At 43.4% G+C, this 26,582-nt stretch carries 23 protein-coding genes; 10 read left to right on the top strand and 13 right to left on the bottom strand.

The features are described 5' to 3' along the window. Positions 1 to 18: 18 nt before the first annotated feature. Positions 19 to 987 carry an acyltransferase gene (locus tag RTR63_RS02005; RefSeq protein ID WP_312522375.1) on the bottom strand — a complete coding sequence of 323 codons (969 nt, stop codon included), beginning with the start codon at positions 985 to 987 and terminating at the stop codon, positions 19 to 21. Between the two features lie 568 nt (positions 988 to 1,555). Here RTR63_RS02005 and RTR63_RS02000 point away from each other — a divergent pair. Further along, positions 1,556 to 2,206, top strand: coding sequence for an OmpA family protein (locus RTR63_RS02000; protein ID WP_312522374.1), 651 nt, complete (start codon positions 1,556 to 1,558; stop codon positions 2,204 to 2,206). Positions 2,207 to 2,315: 109 nt separating this feature from the next. On the opposite strand, the gene RTR63_RS01995 is transcribed toward RTR63_RS02000, so the two are convergent. The 3 genes from RTR63_RS01995 to RTR63_RS01985 form a co-directional block, all read right to left on the bottom strand. Next, complete coding sequence (locus RTR63_RS01995) at positions 2,316 to 2,816, bottom strand: YfbM family protein (RefSeq protein WP_050324990.1); 501 nt, start codon at positions 2,814 to 2,816, stop codon at positions 2,316 to 2,318. 194 nt (positions 2,817 to 3,010) lie between these two features. Next, the gene (locus RTR63_RS01990) at positions 3,011 to 3,718 is read right to left on the bottom strand and encodes a DUF1345 domain-containing protein (protein ID WP_050324991.1); all 708 of its coding nucleotides are present in this window, start codon (positions 3,716 to 3,718) and stop codon (positions 3,011 to 3,013) included. Positions 3,719 to 3,770: 52 nt separating this feature from the next. Continuing rightward, entirely contained in the window at positions 3,771 to 4,517 is a 747-nt protein-coding gene (locus tag RTR63_RS01985; RefSeq protein ID WP_312522373.1) for a pseudouridine synthase, read from the bottom strand. A gap of 221 nt (positions 4,518 to 4,738) precedes the next feature. Here RTR63_RS01985 and RTR63_RS01980 point away from each other — a divergent pair, with 221 nt between their 5' ends. From RTR63_RS01980 to glyA, 3 genes are all read left to right on the top strand, one after another. After that, positions 4,739 to 5,977, top strand: coding sequence for a GNAT family N-acetyltransferase (locus RTR63_RS01980; RefSeq protein ID WP_312522372.1), 1,239 nt, complete (start codon positions 4,739 to 4,741; stop codon positions 5,975 to 5,977). Beyond that, positions 5,977 to 6,552 carry a chorismate--pyruvate lyase family protein gene (locus RTR63_RS01975; protein ID WP_007115423.1) on the top strand — a complete coding sequence of 192 codons (576 nt, stop codon included), beginning with the start codon at positions 5,977 to 5,979 and terminating at the stop codon, positions 6,550 to 6,552. The genes RTR63_RS01980 and RTR63_RS01975 overlap by 1 nt, the downstream gene beginning before the upstream one ends. A 368-nt stretch (positions 6,553 to 6,920) precedes the next feature. Further along, on the top strand, positions 6,921 to 8,180 hold the full coding sequence (glyA, locus tag RTR63_RS01970; protein WP_312522371.1) for a serine hydroxymethyltransferase: 1,260 nt from the start codon (positions 6,921 to 6,923) through the stop codon (positions 8,178 to 8,180). Between the two features lie 125 nt (positions 8,181 to 8,305). Here glyA and RTR63_RS01965 read toward each other — a convergent pair whose 3' ends face one another. The 6 genes from RTR63_RS01965 to RTR63_RS01940 form a co-directional block, all read right to left on the bottom strand. Continuing rightward, positions 8,306 to 9,235, bottom strand: a complete 930-nt coding sequence (locus tag RTR63_RS01965; RefSeq protein WP_222118149.1) for a response regulator — start codon at positions 9,233 to 9,235, stop codon at positions 8,306 to 8,308. Positions 9,236 to 9,368: 133 nt separating this feature from the next. Further along, positions 9,369 to 11,774 (bottom strand): sensor histidine kinase, encoded by a 2,406-nt coding sequence (locus RTR63_RS01960; protein WP_312522370.1) that lies wholly within the window; start codon positions 11,772 to 11,774, stop codon positions 9,369 to 9,371. Positions 11,775 to 12,205: 431 nt separating this feature from the next. Then, on the bottom strand, positions 12,206 to 12,637 hold the full coding sequence (locus RTR63_RS01955) for a roadblock/LC7 domain-containing protein (protein ID WP_128680284.1): 432 nt from the start codon (positions 12,635 to 12,637) through the stop codon (positions 12,206 to 12,208). A 144-nt stretch (positions 12,638 to 12,781) separates the two neighbouring features. Continuing rightward, positions 12,782 to 13,312: a GTP-binding protein gene (locus RTR63_RS01950; RefSeq protein WP_312522369.1), complete on the bottom strand. Its 531-nt coding sequence runs from the start codon at positions 13,310 to 13,312 to the stop codon at positions 12,782 to 12,784. Positions 13,313 to 13,462: 150 nt separating this feature from the next. After that, entirely contained in the window at positions 13,463 to 15,094 is a 1,632-nt protein-coding gene (locus RTR63_RS01945) for a hypothetical protein (protein ID WP_312522368.1), read from the bottom strand. 329 nt (positions 15,095 to 15,423) lie between these two features. Further along, positions 15,424 to 16,128 (bottom strand): DUF4230 domain-containing protein, encoded by a 705-nt coding sequence (locus RTR63_RS01940; RefSeq protein ID WP_312522367.1) that lies wholly within the window; start codon positions 16,126 to 16,128, stop codon positions 15,424 to 15,426. Between the two features lie 296 nt (positions 16,129 to 16,424). Here RTR63_RS01940 and RTR63_RS01935 point away from each other — a divergent pair, with 296 nt between their 5' ends. Further along, positions 16,425 to 18,197, top strand: coding sequence for a proline--tRNA ligase (locus RTR63_RS01935; RefSeq protein ID WP_312522365.1), 1,773 nt, complete (start codon positions 16,425 to 16,427; stop codon positions 18,195 to 18,197). 151 nt (positions 18,198 to 18,348) lie between these two features. Beyond that, positions 18,349 to 20,532 (top strand): carboxy terminal-processing peptidase, encoded by a 2,184-nt coding sequence (locus tag RTR63_RS01930; RefSeq protein WP_312522364.1) that lies wholly within the window; start codon positions 18,349 to 18,351, stop codon positions 20,530 to 20,532. A gap of 328 nt (positions 20,533 to 20,860) precedes the next feature. Here RTR63_RS01930 and RTR63_RS01925 read toward each other — a convergent pair whose 3' ends face one another. The 3 genes from RTR63_RS01925 to RTR63_RS01915 form a co-directional block, all read right to left on the bottom strand. Next, positions 20,861 to 21,070, bottom strand: coding sequence for a CsbD family protein (locus RTR63_RS01925; protein WP_060995603.1), 210 nt, complete (start codon positions 21,068 to 21,070; stop codon positions 20,861 to 20,863). Between the two features lie 306 nt (positions 21,071 to 21,376). Further along, positions 21,377 to 21,865, bottom strand: coding sequence for an FKBP-type peptidyl-prolyl cis-trans isomerase (locus RTR63_RS01920; RefSeq protein WP_065254139.1), 489 nt, complete (start codon positions 21,863 to 21,865; stop codon positions 21,377 to 21,379). Positions 21,866 to 22,214: 349 nt separating this feature from the next. Beyond that, entirely contained in the window at positions 22,215 to 23,363 is a 1,149-nt protein-coding gene (locus tag RTR63_RS01915) for an AI-2E family transporter (protein WP_312522363.1), read from the bottom strand. A 221-nt stretch (positions 23,364 to 23,584) separates the two neighbouring features. On the opposite strand from RTR63_RS01915, the gene RTR63_RS01910 reads away from it, so the two are divergent. The 4 genes from RTR63_RS01910 (at position 23,585) to RTR63_RS01895 (ending at position 26,334) form a co-directional block, all read left to right on the top strand. Next, positions 23,585 to 25,165, top strand: coding sequence for a peptide chain release factor 3 (locus RTR63_RS01910; protein ID WP_050325426.1), 1,581 nt, complete (start codon positions 23,585 to 23,587; stop codon positions 25,163 to 25,165). Between the two features lie 5 nt (positions 25,166 to 25,170). After that, a complete protein-coding gene (locus RTR63_RS01905; protein WP_083106467.1) occupies positions 25,171 to 25,575 on the top strand; it encodes a DUF596 domain-containing protein in 405 nt (134 codons plus the stop codon). Positions 25,576 to 25,739: 164 nt separating this feature from the next. After that, positions 25,740 to 25,991 (top strand): hypothetical protein, encoded by a 252-nt coding sequence (locus tag RTR63_RS01900; protein WP_065254141.1) that lies wholly within the window; start codon positions 25,740 to 25,742, stop codon positions 25,989 to 25,991. 169 nt (positions 25,992 to 26,160) lie between these two features. Then, the gene (locus RTR63_RS01895) at positions 26,161 to 26,334 is read left to right on the top strand and encodes a hypothetical protein (RefSeq protein ID WP_156652285.1); all 174 of its coding nucleotides are present in this window, start codon (positions 26,161 to 26,163) and stop codon (positions 26,332 to 26,334) included. Positions 26,335 to 26,582: the final 248 nt, after the last annotated feature.

Raw genomic sequence — 26,582 nt, 5'->3', positions numbered from 1 at the left:
GTCACTAGTAAGGCGTCGCTAGGGATGACGGGTAAAATCATCGAGCATGGCTTGGATACGTTGGTCCTTTTGTTGCCACAAGTCATTAAGCCAACGGTACATATCTTTTTTGGTTTGTTCATCCTGTTGGTATTTGCCATCCATGAGCCGCTGTAGCAAATCATCTGGCAATGCAATTTTTTGAATATCAACCCCGATGCGTTTGATATTACCTTGCCATAAATCCTGATAGGTAGGAATACCGTCAGGATACACAATCGTCATGTCAAGCACCGCGTCTAAATCGTTACCCAACGCACCCAATGCAAGCGCAATGCCGCCCGCTTTGGGTTTTAGCAAATGTTGATACGGTGATTGTTGCAAGTCATGTTTTTTTTGGGTAAACCGCGTGCCTTCGATAAAGTTAAGTAAGGTAAAAGGCTTGTCGAGTAAGTTTTGACAAGCGCGTTTGGCTTCGATGATATCGCGGTCTTCTAGCGCTGGATTTTTAGCAATCGCTGCTTTCGAGTAGCGTTTCATCATCGGAAAGTCTAAAAAATAAAAGGCTTGCCCCACAATTGGGATATACAGTAGCTCGTATTTGGCAAAAAATCGCGTTAACGGCAGTCGGTTTTCACTGATGTATTGAATGACAGTGGTGTCGACCCAAGATTGGTGATTACTCAGCAAAATATATTTGCCATTAACCGATAAGTCATCAGGCAGGTTGACGCGAAAATCAATATCGGGCAGGATATTTTCAATTAAGCGATTGTTGGTGTTGATCCAGTGATTGGCTATTTTTAACACGCATTTATCTGCCAATGGATGACCCGTCAATGTTTTTACCGCGCCCATCGCCCAAAGCGGTAGACTAAACAGCACTGAATTGCCGGTAATGGTGCCTGCCGCCACCGCTAAGCTGGCGTTTTGCGCCAAAGGTAATGATGTTTTACGCAGTTTGTTGAACGTGTTTTTGAGCAATGATGGTTTATTGTTATTTGTCATATTTGGCTCCCACAAAGCTTATTCAAAAAAGCTTATTTGAATGAGACATAAGAAAAAATACTTGGCTTCATTAATTTGGCTTCATTAATTGTAAAAATAAGTGTTAGTTTAGCAAACGTCAAAAATGTTCACTAATAAATTTTTATACACTGGCAAGCACAAATCTTTCGAGTTTAACGATGCTACACTATAAATCCCAGTAAAGTTAATTGTCAAAAATTTTTATTAAAAATTAACAAGTTATTGAATAATCTGTAGATGATAGGTTGACTATGCAGCATAGTTTTCAACAAAATCACAAAGCATTTAATATATAAGAATAAATAATATAAATAATGAATACTTGAAAATATTTTGTAACAAATTATGCCATCCTACAACATCCTTAAGACAAATCATTACATATAAAGGAAAAGTTTATTGCATAATGAGCTCAATCACAAAGCAACTGAGTGTTGTCAGGTTTATCTGGCAAATGAGATAAAAACAACAAGTTGGTGCGTGACAATTATAACTAAGTAATTATAACTAAGTAATTATAACTAGAGGAATTCAAAGGAGATTACTCATGCGTACTAAATTATTAGCAGCTACTTTAGCATCAGGTGTTATCTTAACAGGTTGTGCAACAACGCCAACTGGTACGACAACAACAGGCATTACCGACAATAAAGCGCTTATTGGTGGTCTATTAGGGGCAGCCGCAGGTGCGGGTGTCTCAAAGGCAACGGGCGGTGAAAGAACCGGTCGTGATGCGGCAATCGGTGGTGTACTAGGTGCTGGTGTTGGTTACTACATGCAGCAACAAGAAGCTAAACTTCGTGCAGAAACCGCAGGTTCTGGCGTGACGGTAACACGTGACCCAGTGACTAATAACATTAACTTGTCTATCCCAGAAGCGATAACTTTCCGCGTTGGTGATTCTACTATTCTACCTAACTTCTATAATACGTTAGACAAAGTAGCTACCACACTACGTGACTATAACCAAACTAACATTCAAGTAAATGGTTACGCCTCAGTGGAAGGTGATGCAAATAGAAACCAAGCGTTATCACAACGCCGTGCATCAGCAGTCGCTAATTACTTAGTCAATCGTGGCATCTCTGGTAACCGTATCAGCGCTATTGGTCGCGGTGCGACAACACAATTTGGCTCAAGCTATGAACCAAACCGCCGTGTAGAGATGATTATCCTTGCACCACAATCGGTTAACTAATGAAGTTCAAGTCAAGCTAGATGATATTTTCATCAGCGAATTGATAAAAAAAGCACCTTTTATAAGGTGCTTTTTTGGTTCAAAAAATGAAAAAAGGACTATATCGGCGTTATAAAATACTCACCACAATATTATCGCCATTGTCTAAGGCGTCATTATAAAACGCCAATAACTCATTATATGAAGCCAGTAATTCTTTATCCAAGTTTTCCTTTTTGTCTTGCCAAATATTGGGTGGGAAAATAGCTTGCTCACGTAGTGACTTCATTGAGACTTTTTCTAAGCGTTTTTTAAAGTTAATTTGTTCTAGTACATCAACGATTTCGACAATATGTGCCCACGGGATAAAAGCAATGAAATCGGCATCTTCATTGTCGCTAAAGGTTTCTACACCCACCACAAACTCGCTGACAGGCTCATCGGGTACAGGTTGGGTGGCGCTGTGTTTGGTTAACACAAAATGGATGATGTCCCACAGTTTGCCCAAATCTACCAATTGTGCTTGAGGCTGCTCACTCATACTTTCAAGTAACGCCGTTCGCGCTGTATCAGTGGCATTTTGCAGTTGCTCGAGCAGGGCGTTATCGACCATCAAATATTGTGCGATCATACAATTTCCTAGTTATAAAGTAGCGAGATATTAGCGTAGTGGGATATGACAGTCCTATCACTTTATGTTAAGACGAGGACCACAAGCGAGGATAGTATACCTCATACAGCAAGCGATTTTGACGATGTATTCACTTGAATTGACCGACTCATTTAGCTGTATTGGGCTGACTCATTTAGCTGACTTATTTAACTTTAACCGATTAGACCCGCTGACATATTGATTAATGAGGCTAAAATTGCGGTATTAAAGAAAAATGATAACACACAATGAATGGTACCGATGATTCGACTTTGCTGGGTGTTGAAGGCGACATCCGCTGTTTGACCAGATGTGCCAATGATGTAGGAAAAATATAAAAAATCCCAGTAGGCGGGGTCGTCATCGTTAGGAAAATCTAGCATTTCTGTGTTTTTTTCTTCTTTAAGCAAGAAATACTCGTGGGTGTAATGAATAGCAAACATGGTATGAATAAACAGCCAGGCCGTCAAAATCGTCATGGCGGTGAGCGCGATATGAAACAGCATCAAAGCGCCTTTGGCGTCCTTGCTCGCGCCCAACTCTACGACAATCGCTAGCATACTGACAATGGCTGTGACAAAAACCAAAATCAGCATTAACATCGTGCCTTCGTCTTCAGCATGGGCTTTATCCAAAATTGCATTTTGATCGGCTTTATACATCATCCGAAAAATAGCCAGTAAATAAACCCAAAGTCCGATATTCCAAGCCAGCAAAAATTGCGTCACAAACTTCAATTTATCATAGGCTACCGCCAACGTCCAATCTTTGGGCAATAGGCCAACCAGCGTCGATAACCCAAAATACACCACCACCATGGTGGCAAACCCTAACAGTAGACGAGGGCGGCTTTGAAAAAAACGATAGATGTAACCGATCATGGCTGTTTTCTCATAGCGGTTTCCTTACGGTTGTCTGCTCACGGCTGTTCACTCAGGGCTGTCTGTGTCGGCTTGTTGGGTGCTTTGATTGTGGCGATTTAGGCGTTAACAGGCGAGGTTTTTTGCGCGATTGTGGCTTTGTGGTTGCTGCGGATAAAGGTTGGACACCCAGTCGCTTTAAATCGGCAGGTGATAAATGTATTTGTGTGGATGCGCCAACCTCTAAATTTCCCAAACTAAAGCCACTTGATGCCATGCGAATCAGCCGAAGACAAGGCAGTCCCACATGGGCCGCCATGCGACGTACTTGACGATTTTTACCTTCAAAAATAGTAATGGCGAGCCACGTGGTGACTTTGCGTTTGGCAATCTTGTCCGGCGCTTGCCAAATATGCTCGGCAATTTGTGTTTCGCTTAGCCGTACAACTTCGGCAGGTAAGGTGATACCGTCTTTGAGTGGCACCCCTGTTTGTAGTTGTTGTAACTGGGCATCGCTTGCATCGCCTTCCACCTGTATCCAGTAGGTTTTGCCTTGTTGTTTGCCTGCATTGGCTTTGGGTGGATGGGTCAAGGCTTTATTGACTTGTCCATCAGCGGTTAGCAGTAGCAATCCTTCGGAAGTGGCATCTAATCGCCCCGCCACGCGTAGGCTTTTGTCGCTAAAATAATCGCTGAGCGTCGCAAAGTTGTTATTATCATCGCTGCGAAATTGGCTGAGTACGCCATAAGGTTTGTTAAATAAAATCAGTGTCGGCATGGTAGAGGGTGACAAGTGAGTGAAAAAAAGCTTAAATCGCATCAAGCAGTTGGCTGCTAAGTTGTTCAGTGTAAACGCTAATCTTGGCTATTGCAATTTGGTTATTGCAACAAAGTCACCGTTATAAACCACACCGCCCAACGCCATACATATTTTGCAAAATTGTGTCAAATTGTGCCAGATTGCGTAAAAGGATAAGCCCGTATTTTTGGCTAAAAACAAGGTATAATAATCCGTTCATACAACTACAATAATACTAACATATGTCCTATCACTATCAATTTACCACTAAGTTTGACTGGCACTTACAGACACAGTGGCAGACGCCTGATACGCCCTTTATGCACTTTAATTTTTGGCAAGCGCTGATAGATGCAAAGCTGATTGGTGAGCGCAGCGATTGGTGGGTGCAGTATGTGCAGATTGTAAATGACAGTGCTCAACTGATTGCTGTGATGCCTGTGTTTATCAAAAAGCATCATCAAGGTGAATATGTGTTTGATTTTAGCTGGGCAGAAGCCTTTGAGCGCTATGGTAGAAATTATTATCCAAGATTGGTGACAAGCGTGCCTTTTACACCCGTCACCGGCGAGCGAATTTGGGTGGCACAAGGTAAGTCATTAACCGCGCCACTGTATGAGACCTTACTACAAGCGATTGATGAGTTGGCAAGTCGCTATCAAGCATCCACTTGGCACGGGCTTTTTGTCTCCCCAAAAAATGTCCAAGCGTTGCACAATATGCCCAATCTTTGCGAGAGGCTAAGCTGTCAGTTTTTATGGCAAAATCGCAACCTACAGGATAAAAAATTCGCAAGTTTTGATGAGTTTTTGGCAACATTAACTGCCAAGAAACGCAAGTCAATTAAGGTGGAACGCCAAAAAGTACTCAAACAAAATTTAAGTTGTCAGGTTAAAATCGGTGACGATATCACCGAGGCGGATTGGGCAGTTTTTTACCAATGCTATGCCATGACCTATCTGGTGAGAGGACGGCAGCCGTATTTGAATTTAGCATTTTTTAAGCAGCTTGGGCAGACTATGGTAGACAAGCTGATGCTCGCTCAAGCGCATAACGCGCACGGTGATATCGTGGCTTGTAGTTTGTTTTTTTTCGATGGCGATGCCGCTATCAGCACGTTATATGGTCGCTATTGGGGCTGCCTAGAAGAATATGATTGTTTACATTTTGAGCTCTGTTATTACCAAGGCATTGAGTTTGCTATCAAGCAAGGCTTGCGCTACTTTGACCCTGGCACCCAAGGGGAGCACAAGCTGATTCGCGGCTTTTATCCGGTGTTAACCCATTCGCTACACCGTGTTTATGACAAGGTTTTTGCACCTGCCATTGCCCAGTTTTGCCAAGACGAACAGCACGTTATATTGGCGTACCAAGCCGATGCGATGACCGCGTTACCTTTTAATGACACCTATAAAAGCCAATTTTTTGGCGACATTGCCGCGCAAGGCACAATACCCGATAATGAGTTTTTGAAAAAATAATGATAAATGTTGGTCTAAACCTAAACCTGGCTGGCGCGCATTTGAGCGCAGCACACAAACAGCAGATACCGCCGAAACTTATCCCTTGGCTGACGTCAACAGGGTCGCTCACCGCCAAATTTGAAGCTTTATCTCGGCATAAACTCATCGTACAGCCGACGTTTGAAGGGCGGCAAACCTTGTCCCTGAGTGAAAAGCGCCAACTACAGTTACCGCTTGGGGTGAGCCAATCGGCATGGGTACGCGAAGCCTTATTATTTGGCAAGCCTAATCAAGATGCGTGGGTGGCGGCGCGGTCCGTATTTCCGTTTGCCAGTCTCATTGGTAATGCGCGAAAACTGGCGAATCTGGGCACAACACCGATTGGCTATATACTGTTTCGTCGGCATGGCGCCACGATGACCAACCGCTGGATTGATGTGACAGCGCAAGGCTGGCGACGCACCACCCTTTACCAATGGCAGGGCAGAAATTTTTTGATTAGTGAAACCTTTTTACCTGCGTTTGAAAATAGCCTTATGGGTGAAGAAGAAAACGGCATGATTCATGTCAGCACTGACAAACGAGAAGGATAAGTACAAAAACCACTGTGCCTTGCACTAATTTTACCCGGCCAAAAAACATAACCAAATAAACATCGCTAAAAAACATCGCTAAAAAATATAGCAAAATAAACACAGCCAACCAAAAATCGACAGTCGCAGCGGCTGTCTTTTTTACGGTGACTTTTTAATATCGTGTTAATCGCAGTATCGAGTGATTTTTTGAGCCGCTTTGGTTAGCCCAACGCTTGATAAATAACCTCAAAAATCGCAGGCGAATAATGAGACAAATTCAGCCAAACCTGTGGATTATGCTAACTCAAACAACCAAACCATGCTAAACTAAGCCATATTTTCGGTTTTGTCCGCCCATTTTTTGACTCACTTAAAAGGAAATTGCCATGTTTAAAAATGTCACTATTCACCAGTTTGACGCTGAACTTGCCCAAGCGATGGACAATGAAGCCAAACGTCAAGAAGACCATATTGAACTGATTGCTTCAGAAAACTACTGTTCACCAGCGGTGATGGAAGCGCAAGGTAGCCAATTGACCAATAAATATGCTGAAGGTTACCCAGGCAAACGTTATTACGGTGGCTGTGAATATGTTGATGTGGTTGAGCAATTAGCGATTGACCGTGCCAAAGAATTGTTTGGCGCAGACTATGCCAACGTTCAGCCACACGCGGGTAGCCAAGCCAACAGCGCGGTATTTTTAGCCTTATTAAAAGCGGGTGACACGGTACTTGGCATGAGCCTTGCTGATGGCGGTCACTTGACGCATGGTGCGCATGTAAACTTCTCTGGTATCAACTATAAAGCCGTACAATATGGCTTAAACAAAGAAACGGGCATTATCGACTATGATGAAGTGGAACGCCTAGCCAAAGAGTACCAACCCAAAATGATTATCGCGGGTTTTTCTGCTTATAGCCAAGTGGTTGATTGGCAAAAATTCCGCGACATCGCAGACAGCGTTGGCGCATACTTGATGGTCGATATGGCGCACGTAGCAGGACTGGTTGCCGCAGGTGTTTATCCAAGCCCTGTGCAAATCGCTGACGTTACTACCACCACCACCCACAAAACCCTACGCGGTCCACGTTCAGGCTTAATCTTGGCAAAAGCCAACCCAGAGATTGAGAAAAAACTCAACTCTGCTGTGTTCCCTGGCAACCAAGGTGGTCCATTGATGCACGCGATTGCGGGTAAAGCGGTGTGTTTTAAAGAAGCGTTAAGCGAAGATTTCAAAGCCTACCAACAACAAGTGGTTAAAAACGCCAAAGCCATGTCAGACGTCATCATGTCGCGCGGTTATGATATCGTCTCGGGCGGCACGGAAAACCACTTAATGCTGATTAGCTTAATCAAACAAGAAATCACCGGCAAAGAAGCGGATAAATGGTTGGGCGATGCTCACATCACTGTCAACAAAAACGCGGTACCAAATGACCCTAAATCACCGTTTGTAACGTCAGGGGTGCGTATTGGTACGCCCGCAGTCACTACCCGTGGGTTTGGTGAAGCGGAAGTAAGAGAGTTGGCTGGCTGGATTTGTGATGTGCTCGATAGCCGCGGTGATGAAAAAGTTATCGGCGAAGTGCGTGAAAAAGTCCAAGCAATTTGCGCCAAACACCCAGTGTACGAGCAAACAGCTTAATCATTGGCTATCAAAAAACCGCCTAAGTCTTGAATTTGGGTGGTTTTTTTATGGCTAGCATTCATGGATTGAGACGGCTCAAATGCGACGCTTTGAACCTGTTATCTTACCCACTAGATTTTAAGCTAGGCAAAGCGCGATTTACCAATACCAAAGCGTGATAAGAATTTTTTGACTTTATTACCAAAACTACGCGTTTCAACTTCAGTGACGGCATCAACGACATGTCGCGCTTGTAATTTTGGTTGATTGACTAAGGTTTCGTGATAATCATAAGCGCGCTGAATACTGATTTCGAGTAACAACAAATTACTGGGGCGCGGTAGGTAGCGATAGACTTGCCCTTTATTGATCAAGTCGATTAAGGTGTGGCTATCGTTGAGTGAGGTGAGTACCAATACCGCTAAATCTGGAAAGCTTTGTTTTAATGCATAGATTACGGGTGAAATATTCTCGCCACCCAAGGACACATCGGTGATGGCCACGCCAAAACGGTCGTTTTCTAGTAGCTCAATCGCTTTTTCTAATGAATTCGCCCAGTGCGTTTCAAACTGGGTGAATTTTTGCTGCATCTGTAAATATACCATCTCACTGTCATCGATAACCAACACTTTGCGTTTGGCGATGGTTGGCTGAGCGACATGCAGATTTTCTTTGAATACATCTTTGGTTTGCAGCGCGATTTGGGTGGCTTGATTGACGATACTTTTAAGTTCATCCGTCTGCCAAGGTTTGGTGATATAGCGAAAAATCTCCCCTTCGTTGATGGAATCAATTACCGCAGTTAAGTCTGCATAGCCGGTCAATAAGATGCGGATAGTATGGGGTGATACGTCTTTGACCTCTTTTAGTACTTCGACACCCAGTTTTTTTGGCATGCGTTGGTCGCTAATCACCACTTGGACCTCGTTATTTTGTACATAGCTTAGTAGCTCATCGGGCTCGGTAGTGGTAAACACATCATGGGTGGCGCGAAAATGCATTTTTAGGCTGCGTAGAATGCGGTCTTCATCATCGATAAAGGCGATTTTGGGTTTGGTTACAGTCGTTATCATGGTCATGTCACTTAGGTATGTTGACTAAAATCAAGGTTGACTACAATTAAGGTTGACCACAATCAAGTGTGGCTCTTTTATGGCTGAGCAGATTGCCTGTCAGCCATCGGTTATCGGTTATCTAACATTAGCATTAGCTTTCTTCTGCGATTAAAAGCTTGGGTGATTGCTCGCTGCTAATCGCTGTTTTGGGCAATCTGATGGTAAATGTCGTGCCTTCGCCAAGTTGTGATTGCACATGAATATCGCCGTTATGCTGTTCCATGATTTGGGTCGAAATGGCAAGACCCAGTCCCGTACCTTCGCCTGCCGCTTTGGTGGTAAAGAATGGTTCAAAAATCTTGGCTTGGGTCTCAGCGCTCATCCCAGTACCGTTGTCCGCCACGCTGATATACACATTGGCGCCGTCTTCTGTGCTAGTAATGTGTAATGTAGGGTGCTGAGTTTGCCCCATCGCTTGTGCTGCGTTATTAAATAGGTTTAGCAGCACTTGGTTAATCTGGGATGGGTTACAACTAACCGGTTCGATAGCATTTAACTCAGTTATCACCTCTAAATGCTTGATATTGTTACGGGCAATGACTAGGGAGTTTTTGATACAGTCGTTGATATCGACGGCTTTGATTTTGGCTTGGTCGATGCGAGAAAAATCACGTAAATTGACGACCAATTCTGAGATTTGGCTAACCCCAAATTTGGCATCATCCACCAATCCATGCAAATCATCACTCACCGCATCGGCGACCAATTCATCACTGCAAGCAATGGTTTGTTCAATCGTTTGATTGATGGTTGCTGTATCAGTCGGCGAATCTTGCATCAGTTGTTTGAGCTGCTGGGTATGGTCAATCAATTCGTCATAGCGTACGATATTTTCATCAATCAACTCTAAATTACTACCCACATAACCCAATGGCGTGTTCACTTCATGGGCAACACCTGCGACCATTTGACCGATGGTTGCCATTTTCTCTGATTGTACCAACTGCACTTGAGAGGCTTTTAAATCTTTTAATGCTTGGTGTAAGTTTTCGGTACGCTCTGCCACTTGCTGCTCTAAGCGTTCATTGACTTGTGCTAATGCGCCTTCGTTCTCGACCACCCGATCAACCAGCTGGTTCATCGAGTCAGTAATCACGCCAATTTCTTGAATGTTTGCCGGTGGTAATTTGTGATCACTGAGTGATAGATATTTTTTTTGTGCAATCAACTGACCGATTTCACGGACGTTACGAGCGACTTGGTGCAGCGGTACCGCCAAAATACGGTGGAAAATATAACCACTTAATAGCAGTACCGGTAAGAAACCCAATAGCATATACCATTGCAACTGTTTACCTAGCTGATTGGCAAATAACATCAGTTCTTGATTGGGTTTGACGATGACCATTTTCCAATTGGTCATCGGCATGGCAAAAATAAACGCTGTGGAAGGGGTTTTGAGCAATAAATCGTTGTCTAAACTGACTTGTTCGACAAAATGGGTGGCATTGAGATTTTCATTTTGTCCGCTTTGGGTCATTAGCATGGCTGAAATGATGCGTGCCTCTGAGGGAGAAATTTTTTGTAGGTTGGTACTACTCACTAGCGTATTGGCGGTAAAATCAAATTTACCACCGTCTATTTTTTGCGCTTGTTTGATGATGCTGTCATTGATGTTGTCTAAGCTTTTGGCAATGGGGGCAAAATCAGAGTTTTTCTTGGCAAAACTATTGACGTCAATCATTTCGCCTTGCGGATTAGTAGCAGTCACTTGTTTGACTTGGGCTTCATTGGGGAAGGTCAAAAAGTTGTTGTTCATATCGACCAAAAACACATAACCGCCTGTTTTGCGCTGCCATTCTTTGACCATCGACTGCATACGGCCGAGCAGCACATCAAAACTCACCACCCCTTCAAAGCCATTGTTTTGGGCATTAAAAATCGCCTTGGCACAGGTCATGACCGGCTGTTTGGTCGCCGGGTGAATATAAGCACGGCTCCACACACAGTGGTCATGATTGGCATACACAGCAGGCACATACCACCAATCACGGTAATAGGGCATGGCAAGCTGTGGTTGGGTTTTCTGGCTGTCCACCCGATTTGCGGTAAGTTTGCTTGGTGCTTGGTAGCCAGGATTGATGGTTTGATAGTGGCTCGCAGACTGCATGACACCTTGCATATCCCGTTGCCAAACAAACGCGGCTTCATCGACGTTAGGTTTGTACATCAAAGGGTCATACCATATACCGCCGCCGACAATGCCTTTATCCATATTTGCCATTAAATTGCCAACACTGGTGTTGATGATATCGGCATTTTTGGGCAAACTGCCAGTCATACGACTGGCTGTCACTGCCATGCCATCAATTTGACTCACACGCGACAAAATACCATTCACCGCCTCATTGCCAGTTTCAATGATAGTCTGAGAGGTCAGTTTGGCGACTTCAGGCTTGGCTTGCTGGTCAATGATCCAATACACCATCGCCAAAAACACCAAAAAAACCAGCAATAATACGCATAACAAGCGTGTGGTAAGGTTGGAAAAATTCATCATTGTCACTTATCTGTTGGCAAATTGATTGGCTAATTAAATGACCCGTTGCATCGCTTAGCCCAAGTAAAAAAGCTTACAAACTCTTAAAGCCGCCGTTAACGCAAAATAAAAACGATGGTTTATCTTAATTTCTCAAATTGCGTTATCCTGTTGAGAAAATCGATAAACCATCGTCCGTCGGTGACGGTAGTGTAGTCAGGTTATATGACAAAATGATGAATTATACCGATGAAAGGTAATGGGGCAATCCATAGCAATTTTTAAAGCACATTTGGCTAAATTATTAAACTTAAGTTGCATAAAAAGTCGGATGAACTGTAGAAAATATCAAGAATTGCACGTTTGAAAGGTTGGATATGATGGACATGAAAAAAGCCCTCAATGCTATTGAGGGCTTTACAGTAGGTGTGATATAAATTAACTGTGTATTAATGAAATTCTTTATCGAGCTCTATTAAACGGTTAATCGCTTTATTCATACCGTGCATGATTTGACCGAGCAAGACTTGTTGTTTGGTCACCACAATCACAATCATCGGCTGGAACTGACTAGGCACGGCGCTAATCATGATTTTACCGTTTTCGGCATCTAGGATGACTGAGCGACAGCCAGTAAGCTGTGCTTCGGCGGTCAATGCCTGTACCAATGCCAAGATTGAGCTGCCGACCGCGGATAATTTGCCGCCATCATAGGTTTTTTGAAAAATTGAATTGACTTCAAAGCCATCGGTCGATGACAACAACACCCCTTCAATGCCACTCGTGGTATGAATGAGTTCGTGCAATACTTCATTAGATAGGGCAATAAATTGCTCACTGGGCTTAATGCGGCTTTCCATTTGAAACAATTGGTCATTCATATTGGTATCCAAATATTTACTAGCGTAACGGTTTTAAAATTGCTGTCGAGTTTGTCAGTCGCTACGCTCAATATCTAAGTCAAATGGCTGCGTTTACCGAATAGCTTGTTAACGTAAGCCATATACCGTAATTCAATCATGCGCTCACTGCGCTGTCAATTCAAGTGATGCAATAATGGTATCAACCAGTAACAGCACATCTTCTCTTTTTCGCATATCGACTGGGAAAATAGGCAGATTCTTATCATTGGCAGCCAACCAGTCATGATAAATGCCAAAGTCGCGCTCAGGCATTTTATCAACTTGGCTGATACCCACAACGATACGACCCGTATAAATTTTAGTAAACGTCTGTAAATAATTTGCCAAATCTGCCACAGGGTCTTGGGCGGCATGGTCAATCAAAATAATAACCCCCATCGCCCCCTGCGACAAAATCGGCCAAATAAAGTTAAAGCGTTCCTGCCCAGGTGTGCCATATAGCCCGATATTGATGCCACCTTCTAGCACCAATTCACCGTAGTCCATACCCACCGTCGTCAATGCCTTGGTGTTGACATGAAGGTCGGTATTTTTTACTTCAGTCGACACCACAGGGATATCCGATAAGCTTGCGATGGCTTGGGTTTTTCCCGCACCCATAGGTCCGCTAAAAACAATTTTGAGACGTTGCATGTAGAAAGCCTTACACTCATTGCATTAATATAAATACAATATTAGGAAAAAAATTGCGTTAGTATCATACGCGAAACCACGCTGTTAAGTAAAAAAAATTAATAAATCCCTGATAATATAATCAAATTATCAATCATCTTAACGAAAGATTTACAATCCCAAGCGTCGACGTAGACGTCCTAAAAACCCCATCATGCTATTGCTGCCAGTTTCTTGTGTGGGCGAGGTTGAACCTTGTGACGATGTAGCACTCGCTAAGATGGGTTCAGGCTCAGTGGTACTATTATTCCAAGGGCTATTGTAGGTAGTTGCAATATTGGACAAGGTATTGGCTGATGATTCTGCCATAGCACGGCGGCTAAGGATTTCATCGAGTTTTGATTGAGGTTTGGTAGGCGCGGGTGGCTGATGCTGGATGTGGGCTGACTCAGGTTGGTTCGCAGACGCTGTGGGTGGTACCGTAGCAGATGCAGCAGGTTGTTCAACAAAAGCAGGTTGCGCACTGGGCGTAATTGGCTGCGGCTCAGTCTGGGTGCTTTCAGCGGGTGTCATTTCAGCTACTGTCACTTGAGCGGGTGACATTTTTGGCAGTGATATTTCTGCTGGCGACATGGATGGAGTCACTGGCTGGCTAATCGTTTTACTATTGAGCTGAGCGATAGTTTGCTGATAGACCGAAGCAGGCAATGCACCTGCCACAAATAAACCAATGAGTGTTTTTTTGACTTGGGGTAGCGAACATTGACTGCGTGCTACCAATTCATCAATCGTTAACGAACGGGCTTCTAGTACACATTGGATTTTAAGATGGTCATGTTGGTCGGCATCATGGATAGGTTTTACCCAACTGTCTATATGGTAGTTGATGTGCGAATCTAGCAAACCTTCAAATTTTTGACCATGTGTGCTAGCCAAGTCCCATAGCCATTGCACCAAGTTTTTAGCAGTTTTGACATCTAGCTGATTGGCAGCCACATCATCAGCAAGCGAGATAATCCAAGGCTGATTGGATGAGATGTACTCAGACACCTCCCAAACCCGTTGCTGTTTTGGATTGATATAGGCAAATAAGGTGCCAGCAGGGCTTTTGATACTCAGCACTTCATTATGGCGCTGGGCAATCTGACTAAAAATTTGGGCAAATCCGATTAAATACTCATCATTGACAGTGCCGTTAGTGGTGGTTGATGCCATCGACTGGCTGGATTCGGCAAGTTGATTAGGCGCATTGTGGGTATGACTAGTTGTAACAGCTGAAGCTTGCGCAGAGTGTGCAACACCAGATGATGGATTGGCAGCTTGAGCAGGCGGATTTGAAGCTACGCGCTGGTTGGCTATAGTATCTGTCGCTGATTGAGAAGCGTCAAAGGCATCAGCGGTGAGTTTAGCGGCAGTGGATGCCTTATTGCTGACAGACACACCAGAAAAAAACGGTAGTTGTGAAAACAACCACTCACTGAGCGGCTCTAAATCTTTGAGCGGCAACACCAATAAATCTTGCGATAAATAGCCGTTTTCCGTCTCACTACGAGCGGTATAAATAGTGGCCGTATTGGGTTTGCTACTAATTAACTTTTGAACGCTTTCAGCATGACGAAAATCATGATTGACCATAAATAAATCAATTTGCTGATTGTTCGCTGATACCCATTCAAGGTCTGCTTCGAGTCTAAGCAAGATGCGTAGATACCCTTTTAGCATCACTTGGTCGCCAGGCTTGATGCCAACCAAAGCAATCCGCATTACTTTTTTTAGACGATCTGAGGCAGACGTGACATTCATTCAGTAAACTCTCCAACAGCTAGCGAATTGATCTTTTACACAACTAAAACGCCATCAAGCATCCTTGCAATAAATTAACATAACCCTTGTTGAAATGGACATGTTAAGTGGCTATTATTATTGCAATTTTTGATGAGAGTAGCAAATAAATGTCGTCTAAAACTAGCGGGTTATAAAGTTGAGATTTTAGCAACATTCTTATTATTAAGGTAGGTTACATATCCATTATTTATGCCTTTCATACCAATTCTGCCAGCGCACAAAAATAACATAAAACAAAAAAACGCTTTTATCCTTGGATTGGTTTTATTGATAGGCAAACAATCGGTTTAACGGCAATTGTTAGTGGGCGCAGTAACTTTCACAGTGACTTGTACATTTGCCAGTGCAAATAGCGATTGCACTTGTTTTTGGGCATTATCGTTGGCAGTTTGTAAAATGCCAGAGCGGCAAGCCGATGTCAGCACTTGGTTTTTGCCAGCCACTTGCGCTTGGTTAAATATTTGCGGGTCGGCTTGCACCATGCCAAATACCCCTGTTTGAATATCATACACTTCAATGTTATCTAAATAACTATCCAAAATCTGCGCAGCGGGCAAGGTGATACTGACATGGCTACCATCTGAGGTCACTTGTACATCAGTGGGTTTTAATTGATTTAAGTCAATGCCCGCGGTCACCCGTCCATGAGCGACAAAAAGCCCCTTTTGTTGATCTTGCCACAGGGCATACCAATTGCCTTCTTTTTGGCTGGTGATAACGGTATCGATGTTATATGCCACGGTTTGTAGTCGATTGAGACTTTGAATCTTAGTAACCACCCCTTCGCGGGTTAATACCTCAACTTTTTTAGGGGTATTTGCTTGTTGCCACTGCAAAAATAGCCAACCCGCCACCGCAATCACCGCCAGTAAAAATAAACTTACCCAAAAAGAAACCGGCTTTTTGTTACCCGGTGCAGGCGGTTCTGGCAAGTTTGCAGTCGGTTTTGCCTCAGGTGATGGCGTAGAAGATGAAGTGGGTAGTTGGGTCATGTATCCATTCCTAACAGTTTAATAGTGGATGCTATTTTGTATGGTTATGACTTGTCATGATTTCAATGTAGCTAGTTTAAATAGCCAATGGGTATGACCAAATTGTCATAATGATTTTCCTAATTTATAAAAATGCTAAAATTAAAAAAGCTAAGTCCAAAAATACGGCATCGACTTGGCAAAAATTAAAAAAACTATTGCACCACCCAGTGGCATAAAATAAGATAATCGGTTTACCAAATAGTCTATCCATTCTCGTTTTTTTCTTATTTCAAGCCGTACAAACAAGGTGTGCCATGCGAGCCAGTCAATTTACTTTTGCAACGTTAAAAGAAACCCCAAGTGATGCCGATATCATCTCCAGCCAATTAATGCTCCGTGCAGGGATGATTCGTAAATCTGCGTCGGGTCTCTACACGTGGCTACCGATGGGTCTAAAAACCTTACAAAAAGTCAAAAAAATCATCCGTGAAGAGATGGATGCCATCAACTGCCAAGAGATGCTAATGCCTGTGGTGCAATCTGCCGAGCTTTGGCAAGAATCGGGTCGCTGGGAAGCCTATGGCCCTGAACTGCTTAGGTTTAAAGACCGTCACCAACGTGATTTTGTGTTAGGTCCAACGCATGAAGAAGTGATTACCGATATCGCGCGTAACTTGTTAAAAAGCTATAAACAGCTCCCTGTGAGCTACTACCAAGTACAAACCAAATTTCGTGATGAAATTCGCCCACGCTTTGGGGTGATGCGTTCACGTGAATTTATCATGAAAGATGCTTATTCGTTTCATATCGACCAACCGTCATTACAGCGCACCTATGATGATATGTATCGCGCCTATCATAATATCTTTACCCGTCTTGGGTTAGACTTTCGTGCGGTGCAAGCCGATACTGGCTCGATTGGTGGATTTGCGTCGCATGAGTTTCAAGTCCTCGCTGGCAGTGGTGAAGACGATATCGTATTTTCAGATAGCTCAGATTATGCGGCCAATATCGAGCTTGCTGAAGCGGTGGCGGTCGGTGAACGTGCTACCCCAACGCAGGACAAAGCCGATGTCAGCACGCCCAATATGCCAACCTGTGAGCAAGTGGCTCAGCATTTAGGCTTGCCATTGTCACAGACGGTCAAAACTTTAATCGTCGAAGGTGAAGCTACCGCAGAAGGTAAAAGCACCTTAGTCGCGTTAGTGTTACGGGGCGATCATACCCTAAATGAAATCAAAGCCGAAAAATTGGCGCAAGTCAAAGCCCCACTCACCATGGCGAGCGAAGAGGCGATGCAAGCGGCGGGCCTGCACAAAGGGTATATCGGGGTGTTTGATTTGAACATGCCAGTGATTGTAGATCGTGCGGCTGCGGTGTTATCAGATTTTGTTAGCGGTGCCAACAAGCCAGATTTTCATACCACGGGCGTCAACTGGGAGCGTGATGCGTCCATCACCGAAATTGCCGATATTCGCAACGTGGTAGCAGGCGACCCAAGCCCAGATGGACAAGGTACTTTACAAATCCGCCGCGGTATCGAAGTCGGTCATATTTTCCAGTTGGGTGACAAATACGCCAAAGCGTTAAACTGTGCGGTGATGGGCGAGCAGGGCAAACCTGTCATTACTATGATGGGCTGTTATGGTATCGGCGTGACCCGTATCGTCGCCGCCGCAATTGAACAAAACCACGATGACAATGGTATCATTTGGAAAACCAGTAGCACAGGTGAGAGCCTTGCGCCATTCACTGTGGCGATTGTACCGATGATTAAAGGCAAAATGAAAGATGCTCTAGACCCAGCGAAAGGGGACAAAGCAATGCAACTTGCCGAAGCGCTTTACACTGAGCTAAAAGCCCAAGGTGTTGATGTGCTACTTGATGACCGAGACGAGCGTGCGGGGGTAAAATTCGCCGATTTAGAGCTCGTTGGCATTCCCCATCGTATCGTTATCTCAGAGAAAAATATCAGCGAAACAGGCGAAGTGAACTACGAATATGTCAATCGCCAAGACGGTGAAAAACAATTGCTCACTGCCGCGCAATTAAACCAACTGTTTAAAGACAATCAATTGATTGGCTAACACAACAACTTACCGCTACAAACGATTAGGTTTGATAGAGGATTTGAGTCGAACATTTACACGTTTTGTATGGTGTGGAAAAACTGACAGTGCTAAGATGGGCTGTCAGTTTTTTCTGTTTATCGCTTCATTAAATAGAGTAAGGAAAGTCATGCAATACAAACAACTTACCGCCAGTGTATTTGCCCTGTTGATGGGTGGGGCGATACTGGGACAAAGTTACCAAACCGCCATTGCAGCATCGACGAGCGTCGGACAGATCAATAACGAGCAGCGGCAGGTGACTCGGCAAGTCGCAGCGTTGTTGGATCGTAGCCATTATCTAGATAAAAGAATGGATGCGGCAACGGGCAGGCAAATTTTAAGCGACTATTTTGATGCGCTTGACCCCAATCATAGCGTGTTTTTGCAGTCCGATATTGATGAATTTACCCAAAAATATGGCAATAGTTTTGCCGATTATCTCAAACGCGGTGATTTAAAACCAGGTTTTGAAATCTATCAGCGCTTTATTGAGCGCTCAAAAGCGTATTATAGCTTTGCCGACAGCTTTTTAAAATCCCCTGTGAGCTTACAGAGTAACGAAACGGTCATTATGAACCGTGAAAAATTGCCACGGTTTAAAACCGTTGCCGAGCAACGCGATTTTTGGCGCAAACAGCTGACCTACCAGCTCATTGGCATGACCATCAATCAAGATGAAGACAAAAACAAAGACAAGTTTTTGCAAGAAAATGCCGATAAATACAACGCCAGTGATTTAGTCAAAAACGAAACGCGCTCACCAAGCCAAGTGCTAGACCAGCGTTTAAAGCGCCAATATGCGCAGCTACAGCGTATCGATAGCGACCAAATCGTTGAAACCCTGTTAAATGCAGCGATGGCAGCCTATGACCCGCACAGTAATTATTTTGCCCCCGTGCAAGCCAATGAGATGCAAATCCAATCGACCCTTGAATTGGTCGGTATCGGCGTCTCGATTCAGCCCGATCGCAAGAACCCTGACTACACCCGTATTATTAGCTTAGTTGATGGCGGGCCTGCCGCTCGTTCGGGGCAAATCAAACCCAATGACTTAATCATCGGCGTATCGACTGAAGATAAAGGCATGGTCGATACCGTCGGTTATTCGACACGGGAAGTGGTGAACCTCATTCGCGGTAAAAAAGGTTCACCCGTCACCGTGCGCGTCAAAGCGCCTAATACCCCAGACAGTAGCGCGCGTAATGTCACCCTCATACGTGACGTGATTAAGCAAGAAGAGTCGGGCGTCAATCATCGGGTAATTAGTGTCAAAGATAAAAACGGGCAAGCCAAAAAAATCGGTGTGCTAGAAATCCCAAGCTTTTATCTCAACTATAAAGCCCGCCGTGCGGGAGAAGACTATCGTAGCGTCAGCATTGATACGGAAAAGGCGTTAAAAGCCTTGAACCAGCAAAATATCGATGGCTTAGTGGTAGACCTGCGTGATGACCCCGGTGGCTCACTCGATGAAGTTGCCAAAATGATTGGCCTGTTCATCAAGTCAGGTCCGCTGGTACAGATTCGTGATAACCGCGGCAATATCCAAGTGTATGAAGACGAAGACAAAGGTAAGCAGCTGTATACAGGCCCGATGACCGTACTCGTTAATCAAGGCTCGGCATCAGCCAGCGAGATTTTTGCGGCAGCGATTCAAGATTATGGTCGCGGTCTGATTGTCGGTAGCACGACCACAGGTAAAGGCTCAGCACAAATTCAGCTTGATAACCTTGCCTTAGGGTCAGCGACGTTAACCCAGCGCAAGTTCTACCGTATCACTGGCGGCAGTACCCAAAATAAAGGCGTGGTACCCGATGTCCGTTTAGTCAATATCTATGAAGGCATGGAGTTTGGTGAACGTAGCATGAAAAACCCACTGGCATGGGATACCATTCGTGCCGCGCCGTACCAACCTGCGGGCAACTATTCCCGTGAGACCTTGCAATCGCTCAATGCCTTGTCACAACAGCGTCAAGCAGCCAATGCCCAGTTTGCTTATCTAAGCCAACTCAACAGAATCCGTAATGAGGAAGATGATAAGAAGCCTGTCAAATTAGACATCAATGACCGCCGTACTTTCCGCAAAAACATTGAGGCAAAAATGTTGGCGGCAGAAAATGCGAGACGCCAAGCCAATGGGGAGAGCCCCTATAGCACGTGGACAGCGTACCAAGCTGCACAAGATGCAGAGTTAGAAGTCCGTAGCCGTCTAAAACAAGCCGAACGTCCAAAGCTGCCTGAAAGTGAAGCATTTGTGATTGAAGCGGCTAATGTCATGCTTGATGCACAGGCAGCCAACAACCAACGCCCCTAATGCCAAAATGCGTGTAAGCAAAAGCTTACATGCATTGACGTTTGTACGACTGTTACCGAATGGTAAATTTTGTAATAATACATTCAACGGCACAGGGATGGTTCTCAAGGATTGAGATAGGGACAGAATTGCCAATAAAGGAATGGTTTATCGTAGTATTAAGGAATGATGCTTGATAAACAGGTGGAGTGAGACTTAGGATGAGTCAAGAAATTCACTACCAGTTAGTAAGGACCTTAAGGATGAGGTCAGTGATGCTAGGATAGCAGGTAAAAAAGCCATATCATCTGATATGGCTTTTTTACTTTGGAGGAGGAGTTAATCTATTCTAGAAACGATAGTCATGACGGGCTGACCAGTCGTCGATTTCTTTTTCTACCACATCTTCGGCGCGGCCATAACGCTCTTGGATTTTACCTGATAGCTTTTGGCGATTACCTTCCAATTGGGTAATTTCATCATCAGTTAAGTCACCCCAAGTTTCTTTTACAGCGCCTTTAACTTGTTCCCATTGACCTTTAATTGTATTCTCGTTCATGAGTAGTATCCTTTGTTGTACTTAGTTTGATTATTTATCATTAAAAATATATACCCAATGATAAATCGTTATTGCTTATTCGTTATTGGCTATTGGGTATATGACTAGTATGCCAAAATCTAGCGCACAGTATGTGGTAGAAACTATAGTAAAGCATCAAAAAACGTAACTAAATCAATGATTTTGTAAATAACATAAAGCGTTTCTTACACCCCGTAAAATTATTTCATAGGGTAAAATTTTGCTCAAAAAAAGAAGGCTATAAATATAGCCTTCCATTTAATCTTTCTAAGCTTTAATGACAACTTAGTGGTGATGACCGCCTGCACCGTGTACATGACCGTGTTGTAACTCTTCATCTGATGCGTCACGAATGCTTGCCACTTCCACATCAAAATGAAGTTTTTTGCCCGCTAAAGGATGGTTAGCATCAACAATCACTTTGTCCTCTTGTACATCTTTCACAGTGACTAACATCACATGACCGTCTTCAGTTTGCGATTGGAACTGCATACCTGGTTGGATATCTTCGACACCTTGGAAGTTTTCGCGAGGGACTTCTTGTACTGCCGCATCATCAAATTCGCCATAAGCATCTGCAGGTTCAATGCTTGCAGTAAATTTGTCACCCACTGATTTACCCGCTAGTTGTGACTCAAGACCTGGAATAATATTTTGGTAGCCATGTAAGTAGGCTAAAGGTTGACCTTCTGGTGATTGGTCAATGACGTTACCTTCGTCGTCCTTTAAGGTGTAATGAAAATGTACAACGTTGTTATTATTGATAGTAGACATCGCTAAAATTCCTTATGAATCAATGAATGGATTGGCAAATCGCTTTTTTGGCACAATAAATTAAAAATTACTAGAAATTAAAAATTGCTAGGATTTTTCACTACAATATCCGTGAAAATCTTTCAATTTTTGGCTAAACCTCAAAATACGCCAAAAAATGTTAATGTAAATTGTAACATCAATCATTAAAATTTTGGCAGTTGATAGACTTTAAAACACATTTTTAATCATTCAACCATACAACACTGTAACAATAAAGCCGTGTTCTGTTATTAATGGCGATAAGATTTAAAAATTCAATTTATTGGGCAAATTATTTGTTAATGTGTCCTGTAGCGAGTAGGGGTGTTTATATAACCCAGCCCCTATCTGCCAAAATACGTTTGATTTGGGCATAAATCACTGGCGCACTGATGAGTCCCGCCAACCCAAAAGTCGCTTCAAGCACCAAAATAAATAACAACAACTCCCAAGCAGACGCTCGGATTTTGTGCCCAATGATTTGCGCATTTAAAAAGTATTCAAGTTTATGAATGCTCACCAACCACACAAGCGATAAAATGCTGATGCCAAGCCCGTGAGTCAGGCTAAGCAAGACGATAACAATGTTTGAGACCAAATTACCAACGACAGGAAATAGCCCTGCGCAAAAGGTGATAAGCACAACGGTCCAAGCCATCGGTAGCGGATGACCGAGTAGCGGTAATATCCCTAGCAAAAACACTGAGGTTAAGATGGTATTGATACTAGAGATTTTGACTTGCGCAAAAAATACATCATTAAACCCCATGATAAGTTCATCAAATTTTTGGCGCAAATGCTGGGTAAATGGGGTTTTATGCGCTGCGCTATTCACAGGTACCTGCAATGCCACAATACAACCAATCACGACCCCCGCTAGCACATAGCCAAGCCCGCGTAACGTATGGATACCCACTAGCTGTAGTTGTGGCGCATGACTTTTGATAGTACTCATGAGCATAGCTTGAAATGAACTGACTGAAATGGGTAGATGCTGAGAGATACTAACGGGTAGTAGGGTATGAAGCTGGTCAAATATGTCCAATATCTGTCGAATAAGCTTATTAAAGACATCAACACTGGCTTTATCAGCAATCCAATCGCCAAATACATACACAGTGAGTGAAATCATGGTCGCCAAAACAGCAATAGCAAACCATTCTGCGACTTTACCCATACGCTGCTGACGCGAGGCGCTATGCATATAGGCAATGACATGCCGATGAATCCAGCCGGCAATGCCGCGAATCAGTGCATAAGTAATTAAGGTGGCAAAAAGCACTAAAGTCAGGTGGAGCAATAGCACTGGCACCCAGACAACAATCACACTGCTAATCGCTAACAAAAAACTTTTCATATCTGACCACTGTAGTCGATCATTGGTCAAAAAAGGATCGCCCAAATGAGCACTAGTCGAAGCGTTGTTTTTATTTTCAAGTGCGGGTTCAGGATTGTTGCCAAGTGGTTCAGCGGTCATAAATAACATCTTAACAAGATAAAAAAAGATGAGATAAAACTAACACAATTTTAGTGATTAAAGTATTAGATTTATGACAAAATTTTGTCAAAATCGCGTGCGTGATGCGCAATAATCACCCATGAAAATCGCAATCAAACGTAAAATCGGCTACAATATGCCATCTTTTTTATTCTTTCTTTTATCGGTTATCAAGCCTCGCTACTTTTAAGTCAAACACTATGTCACTACATTCTGAAATCGCCAAACGCCGCACTTTTGCTATTATCTCGCACCCCGATGCCGGTAAAACCACCATGACCGAAAAATTACTGCTGTGGGGGCAAGCAATTCAGCGCGCAGGTGAAGTCAAATCACGCAAAACCGACAAACACGCGACATCTGACTGGATGAGCATGGAGCAAGAGCGTGGTATCTCGATTACCACTTCTGTGATGCAGTTTCCCTATGCCGACAACATGGTCAATCTGCTAGACACCCCAGGTCACGCCGACTTTTCAGAAGATACCTATCGTACCTTAACCGCAGTAGACAGCGCACTGATGGTGATTGATGGGGCAAAAGGGGTCGAAGAACGAACTATCAAGCTGATGGAAGTATGTCGGATGCGTGACACGCCGATTATCTCGTTTGTCAACAAGCTTGACCGCGAAATCCGTGATCCGTTATCACTGCTTGATGAAATTGAAAATGTCCTAAAAATCCAATGTGTGCCGATGACGTGGCCGATTGGTACTGGTCAGCATTTTGTTGGGGTGTACAACATCAGCGAGGATAAAACCTACTTTTACCAAAAAGGTCATGGCACTGAGATTGTCGAGATTGAGAGCCGTGACGGCTATGACTATCCAGATGTCCGCGAGAGAATCGGTGAAATTGCCTTCCGTGAATTTGAAGAAAGCCTAGAGCTTGCAAAAATGGCACATGAAGATTGGGATGTCGATGAATTTTTGACCGGTAAACAAACGCCTGTGCTATTTGGTACGGCGTTGGGTAACTTTGGCATTAACATGGTGCTTGATGTACTCACCCAATACGCCCCAGCGCCTAAAGACCATGACACCGTCGAACGCACCGTCAAAGCCGATGAAGAAAAATTCTCCGGCTTTGTCTTTAAAATTCAAGCCAACATGGACCCAAAACACCGTGACCGTATTGCCTTCATGCGGGTGTGTTCAGGCAAGTACGAAAAAGGCATGAAAATGAAACATGTGCGCTTGGGCAAAGAAGTACGCATTTCAGATGCCTTGACATTTTTGGCAGGTGACCGCGAAGCGCTGGAAGAAGCGTATTCGGGCGATATCATCGGCTTACATAATCACGGCACCATCCAAATTGGCGATAGCTTTACCGAAGGCGAAACTTTAAACTTTACAGGCATTCCCCACTTTGCGCCAGAATTATTTCGCCGTGTGGTACTTAAAGACCCACTAAAATCCAAACAACTGCAAAAAGGTTTACAGCAGCTATCAGAAGAAGGCGCCACCCAAGTATTTATGCCGCAAATCAACAATGATTTGATTTTGGGCGCGGTAGGGGTGCTACAGTTTGAAGTGGTCGCGCATCGGCTACTTGAAGAATATAAAGTGCAATGTACCTTTGAGCCTGTGTCGATTGCGACGGTGCGCTGGGTGCATTGTGATGACAAAGTGGCGTTTGAGAAGTTTAAGAAAAAAGCCCACGACCAGTTATCTGTTGATGGCGGTGGTTATTTGACCTATCTTGCCCCAAGCCGGGTTAATCTTAAATTGATGCAAGAGCGTTATCCAGAAATTACCTTTAGCGCCACCCGTGAGCATTGATTTTTATGTGCGAGTTGAATTCAGCTAAGTATAAACAAGCTCTGAATTTTTTTGCAAATGACGTTAAGGGATTAACATCCCATAATGTTTGGCAAAGTATTGTGGATAATGAATATTTATCTGAGTTTGGGGATACGCACGATTTCGAATTTAAGAAAAAATTTTTTTTTGACTTTATACGCTATGCTCTTGAAAATGGTTATTTTAAACTTGGCAAAAATGACTGTTTCTTAACGGGTTCGATTGATGAGCAACTTAAGTTATGGGAAACCGCTTTTCCCAGTCATGAAAAAGCTTTATTAACAGACGATGGCTTGTTTTATATTTGGTTTTTTCTTGAAGAATGTCCTGCGGGATTTGTTTGGCTATTTCCGCAAGATGATGGGTCAATATATGAGCATTGGACATGAATTTATCTATTTACCAAACCGTAACTAAACTATGGCAAAATATAAAGATTCTTAACTCAACTACTTTAGTAAAATTCTTTATAATTTGTTAAACTATAGGCATTAGCTTAGTTTAGCAACTACTATATTTTTTTGAATAATCGACAATAACAAGTGAGGATACTATGCAATTTCCTAATGGTGTAAACAAATCAAACCTTATTAAACTTGGCGTACTTGGTGCCGCTTATTATATGTTAAAAGGTCGTAATAAAACCCAGCCAACCATTGAAAACAAAGCAAATAATCCGGCACCGGTTGATAATGAGCCTGCTGACAATACTGCGGCAAATTCAAATGGCACGAAACCTGCCAAGACTACCGCATTTACCATGGGTAAAGAGCTAGCTGCAAAAGTATTGGGTAAAAAATTCTAAAACTTATCAAATACTTATCAAATTACGTTATCATATAACAGCTATATACATAACGGCATTTGAAAACAGCCCATTAGTCCACCATTAAACGGGTATCGACTGATGGGTTTTTTTATGGCAATACTGTTAAAAGCTAAGGTTTAAAAACTAAGGCAGGGAAAGGAAAGGTATGAGCATATCGAGGGTGATTAAACTAGCGGTTGCTGCGACAGCTTTATTGTTGCTACCTAGACGCAGTGGTCCACGGGCCGATAAAGTTACCAAGTCGCCTAAAAGTCTATCCGCTAAAAATACAGTTGAGCAGCCTATCAATAAAAATGCTGAGCAGGATAACCATAACTAAAGCAATGGCTAAAATTTTTATGTAAACCTATGTGCAGATAACAAATAAAGGATAAATAGATGACGTGCGTGGGCTGCACCGCAATTGACGGTGCCTTACAGCGAGCTAAACGGCAATGTCAAACCACAGTATTTGAAATGATATGACTATGAAAAATGATACGGCTTGCTCGTTTGATTTGCCATTACCATTACCATTAATTGATACGCATACCCATTTTGATGTGGATAGCTTCGATCATGACCGCG

Source organism: Moraxella sp. CTOTU47724, assembly GCF_032014955.1.
In the GTDB taxonomy this organism is placed as follows: domain Bacteria; phylum Pseudomonadota; class Gammaproteobacteria; order Pseudomonadales; family Moraxellaceae; genus Faucicola; species Faucicola tetraodonis.
This window is presented reverse-complemented; position numbering and strand designations above follow the sequence as displayed.

What these genes read in the sequence shown, in the direction of transcription:
- glyA (WP_312522371.1), top strand. Translation starts at nt 6,921, where the DNA reads ATGTTTAAAAATGTCACTATTCACCAGTTTGACGCTGAACTTGCCCAA.
- RTR63_RS01920 (WP_065254139.1), bottom strand. Translation starts at nt 21,865, where the DNA reads ATGTCTACTATCAATAATAACAACGTTGTACATTTTCATTACACCTTA.
- RTR63_RS01980 (WP_312522372.1), top strand. Translation starts at nt 4,739, where the DNA reads ATGTCCTATCACTATCAATTTACCACTAAGTTTGACTGGCACTTACAG.
- RTR63_RS02000 (WP_312522374.1), top strand. Translation starts at nt 1,556, where the DNA reads ATGCGTACTAAATTATTAGCAGCTACTTTAGCATCAGGTGTTATCTTA.
- RTR63_RS01905 (WP_083106467.1), top strand. Translation starts at nt 25,171, where the DNA reads ATGTGCGAGTTGAATTCAGCTAAGTATAAACAAGCTCTGAATTTTTTT.
- RTR63_RS01900 (WP_065254141.1), top strand. Translation starts at nt 25,740, where the DNA reads ATGCAATTTCCTAATGGTGTAAACAAATCAAACCTTATTAAACTTGGC.
- RTR63_RS01990 (WP_050324991.1), bottom strand. Translation starts at nt 3,718, where the DNA reads ATGATCGGTTACATCTATCGTTTTTTTCAAAGCCGCCCTCGTCTACTG.
- RTR63_RS01945 (WP_312522368.1), bottom strand. Translation starts at nt 15,094, where the DNA reads ATGAATGTCACGTCTGCCTCAGATCGTCTAAAAAAAGTAATGCGGATT.
- RTR63_RS01960 (WP_312522370.1), bottom strand. Translation starts at nt 11,774, where the DNA reads ATGAATTTTTCCAACCTTACCACACGCTTGTTATGCGTATTATTGCTG.
- RTR63_RS01935 (WP_312522365.1), top strand. Translation starts at nt 16,425, where the DNA reads ATGCGAGCCAGTCAATTTACTTTTGCAACGTTAAAAGAAACCCCAAGT.
- RTR63_RS01950 (WP_312522369.1), bottom strand. Translation starts at nt 13,312, where the DNA reads ATGCAACGTCTCAAAATTGTTTTTAGCGGACCTATGGGTGCGGGAAAA.
- RTR63_RS01910 (WP_050325426.1), top strand. Translation starts at nt 23,585, where the DNA reads ATGTCACTACATTCTGAAATCGCCAAACGCCGCACTTTTGCTATTATC.
- RTR63_RS01965 (WP_222118149.1), bottom strand. Translation starts at nt 9,235, where the DNA reads ATGATAACGACTGTAACCAAACCCAAAATCGCCTTTATCGATGATGAA.
- RTR63_RS01955 (WP_128680284.1), bottom strand. Translation starts at nt 12,637, where the DNA reads ATGAATGACCAATTGTTTCAAATGGAAAGCCGCATTAAGCCCAGTGAG.
- RTR63_RS02005 (WP_312522375.1), bottom strand. Translation starts at nt 987, where the DNA reads ATGACAAATAACAATAAACCATCATTGCTCAAAAACACGTTCAACAAA.
- RTR63_RS01940 (WP_312522367.1), bottom strand. Translation starts at nt 16,128, where the DNA reads ATGACCCAACTACCCACTTCATCTTCTACGCCATCACCTGAGGCAAAA.
- RTR63_RS01985 (WP_312522373.1), bottom strand. Translation starts at nt 4,517, where the DNA reads ATGCGATTTAAGCTTTTTTTCACTCACTTGTCACCCTCTACCATGCCG.
- RTR63_RS01975 (WP_007115423.1), top strand. Translation starts at nt 5,977, where the DNA reads ATGATAAATGTTGGTCTAAACCTAAACCTGGCTGGCGCGCATTTGAGC.
- RTR63_RS01895 (WP_156652285.1), top strand. Translation starts at nt 26,161, where the DNA reads ATGAGCATATCGAGGGTGATTAAACTAGCGGTTGCTGCGACAGCTTTA.
- RTR63_RS01995 (WP_050324990.1), bottom strand. Translation starts at nt 2,816, where the DNA reads ATGATCGCACAATATTTGATGGTCGATAACGCCCTGCTCGAGCAACTG.
- RTR63_RS01925 (WP_060995603.1), bottom strand. Translation starts at nt 21,070, where the DNA reads ATGAACGAGAATACAATTAAAGGTCAATGGGAACAAGTTAAAGGCGCT.
- RTR63_RS01915 (WP_312522363.1), bottom strand. Translation starts at nt 23,363, where the DNA reads ATGACCGCTGAACCACTTGGCAACAATCCTGAACCCGCACTTGAAAAT.
- RTR63_RS01930 (WP_312522364.1), top strand. Translation starts at nt 18,349, where the DNA reads ATGCAATACAAACAACTTACCGCCAGTGTATTTGCCCTGTTGATGGGT.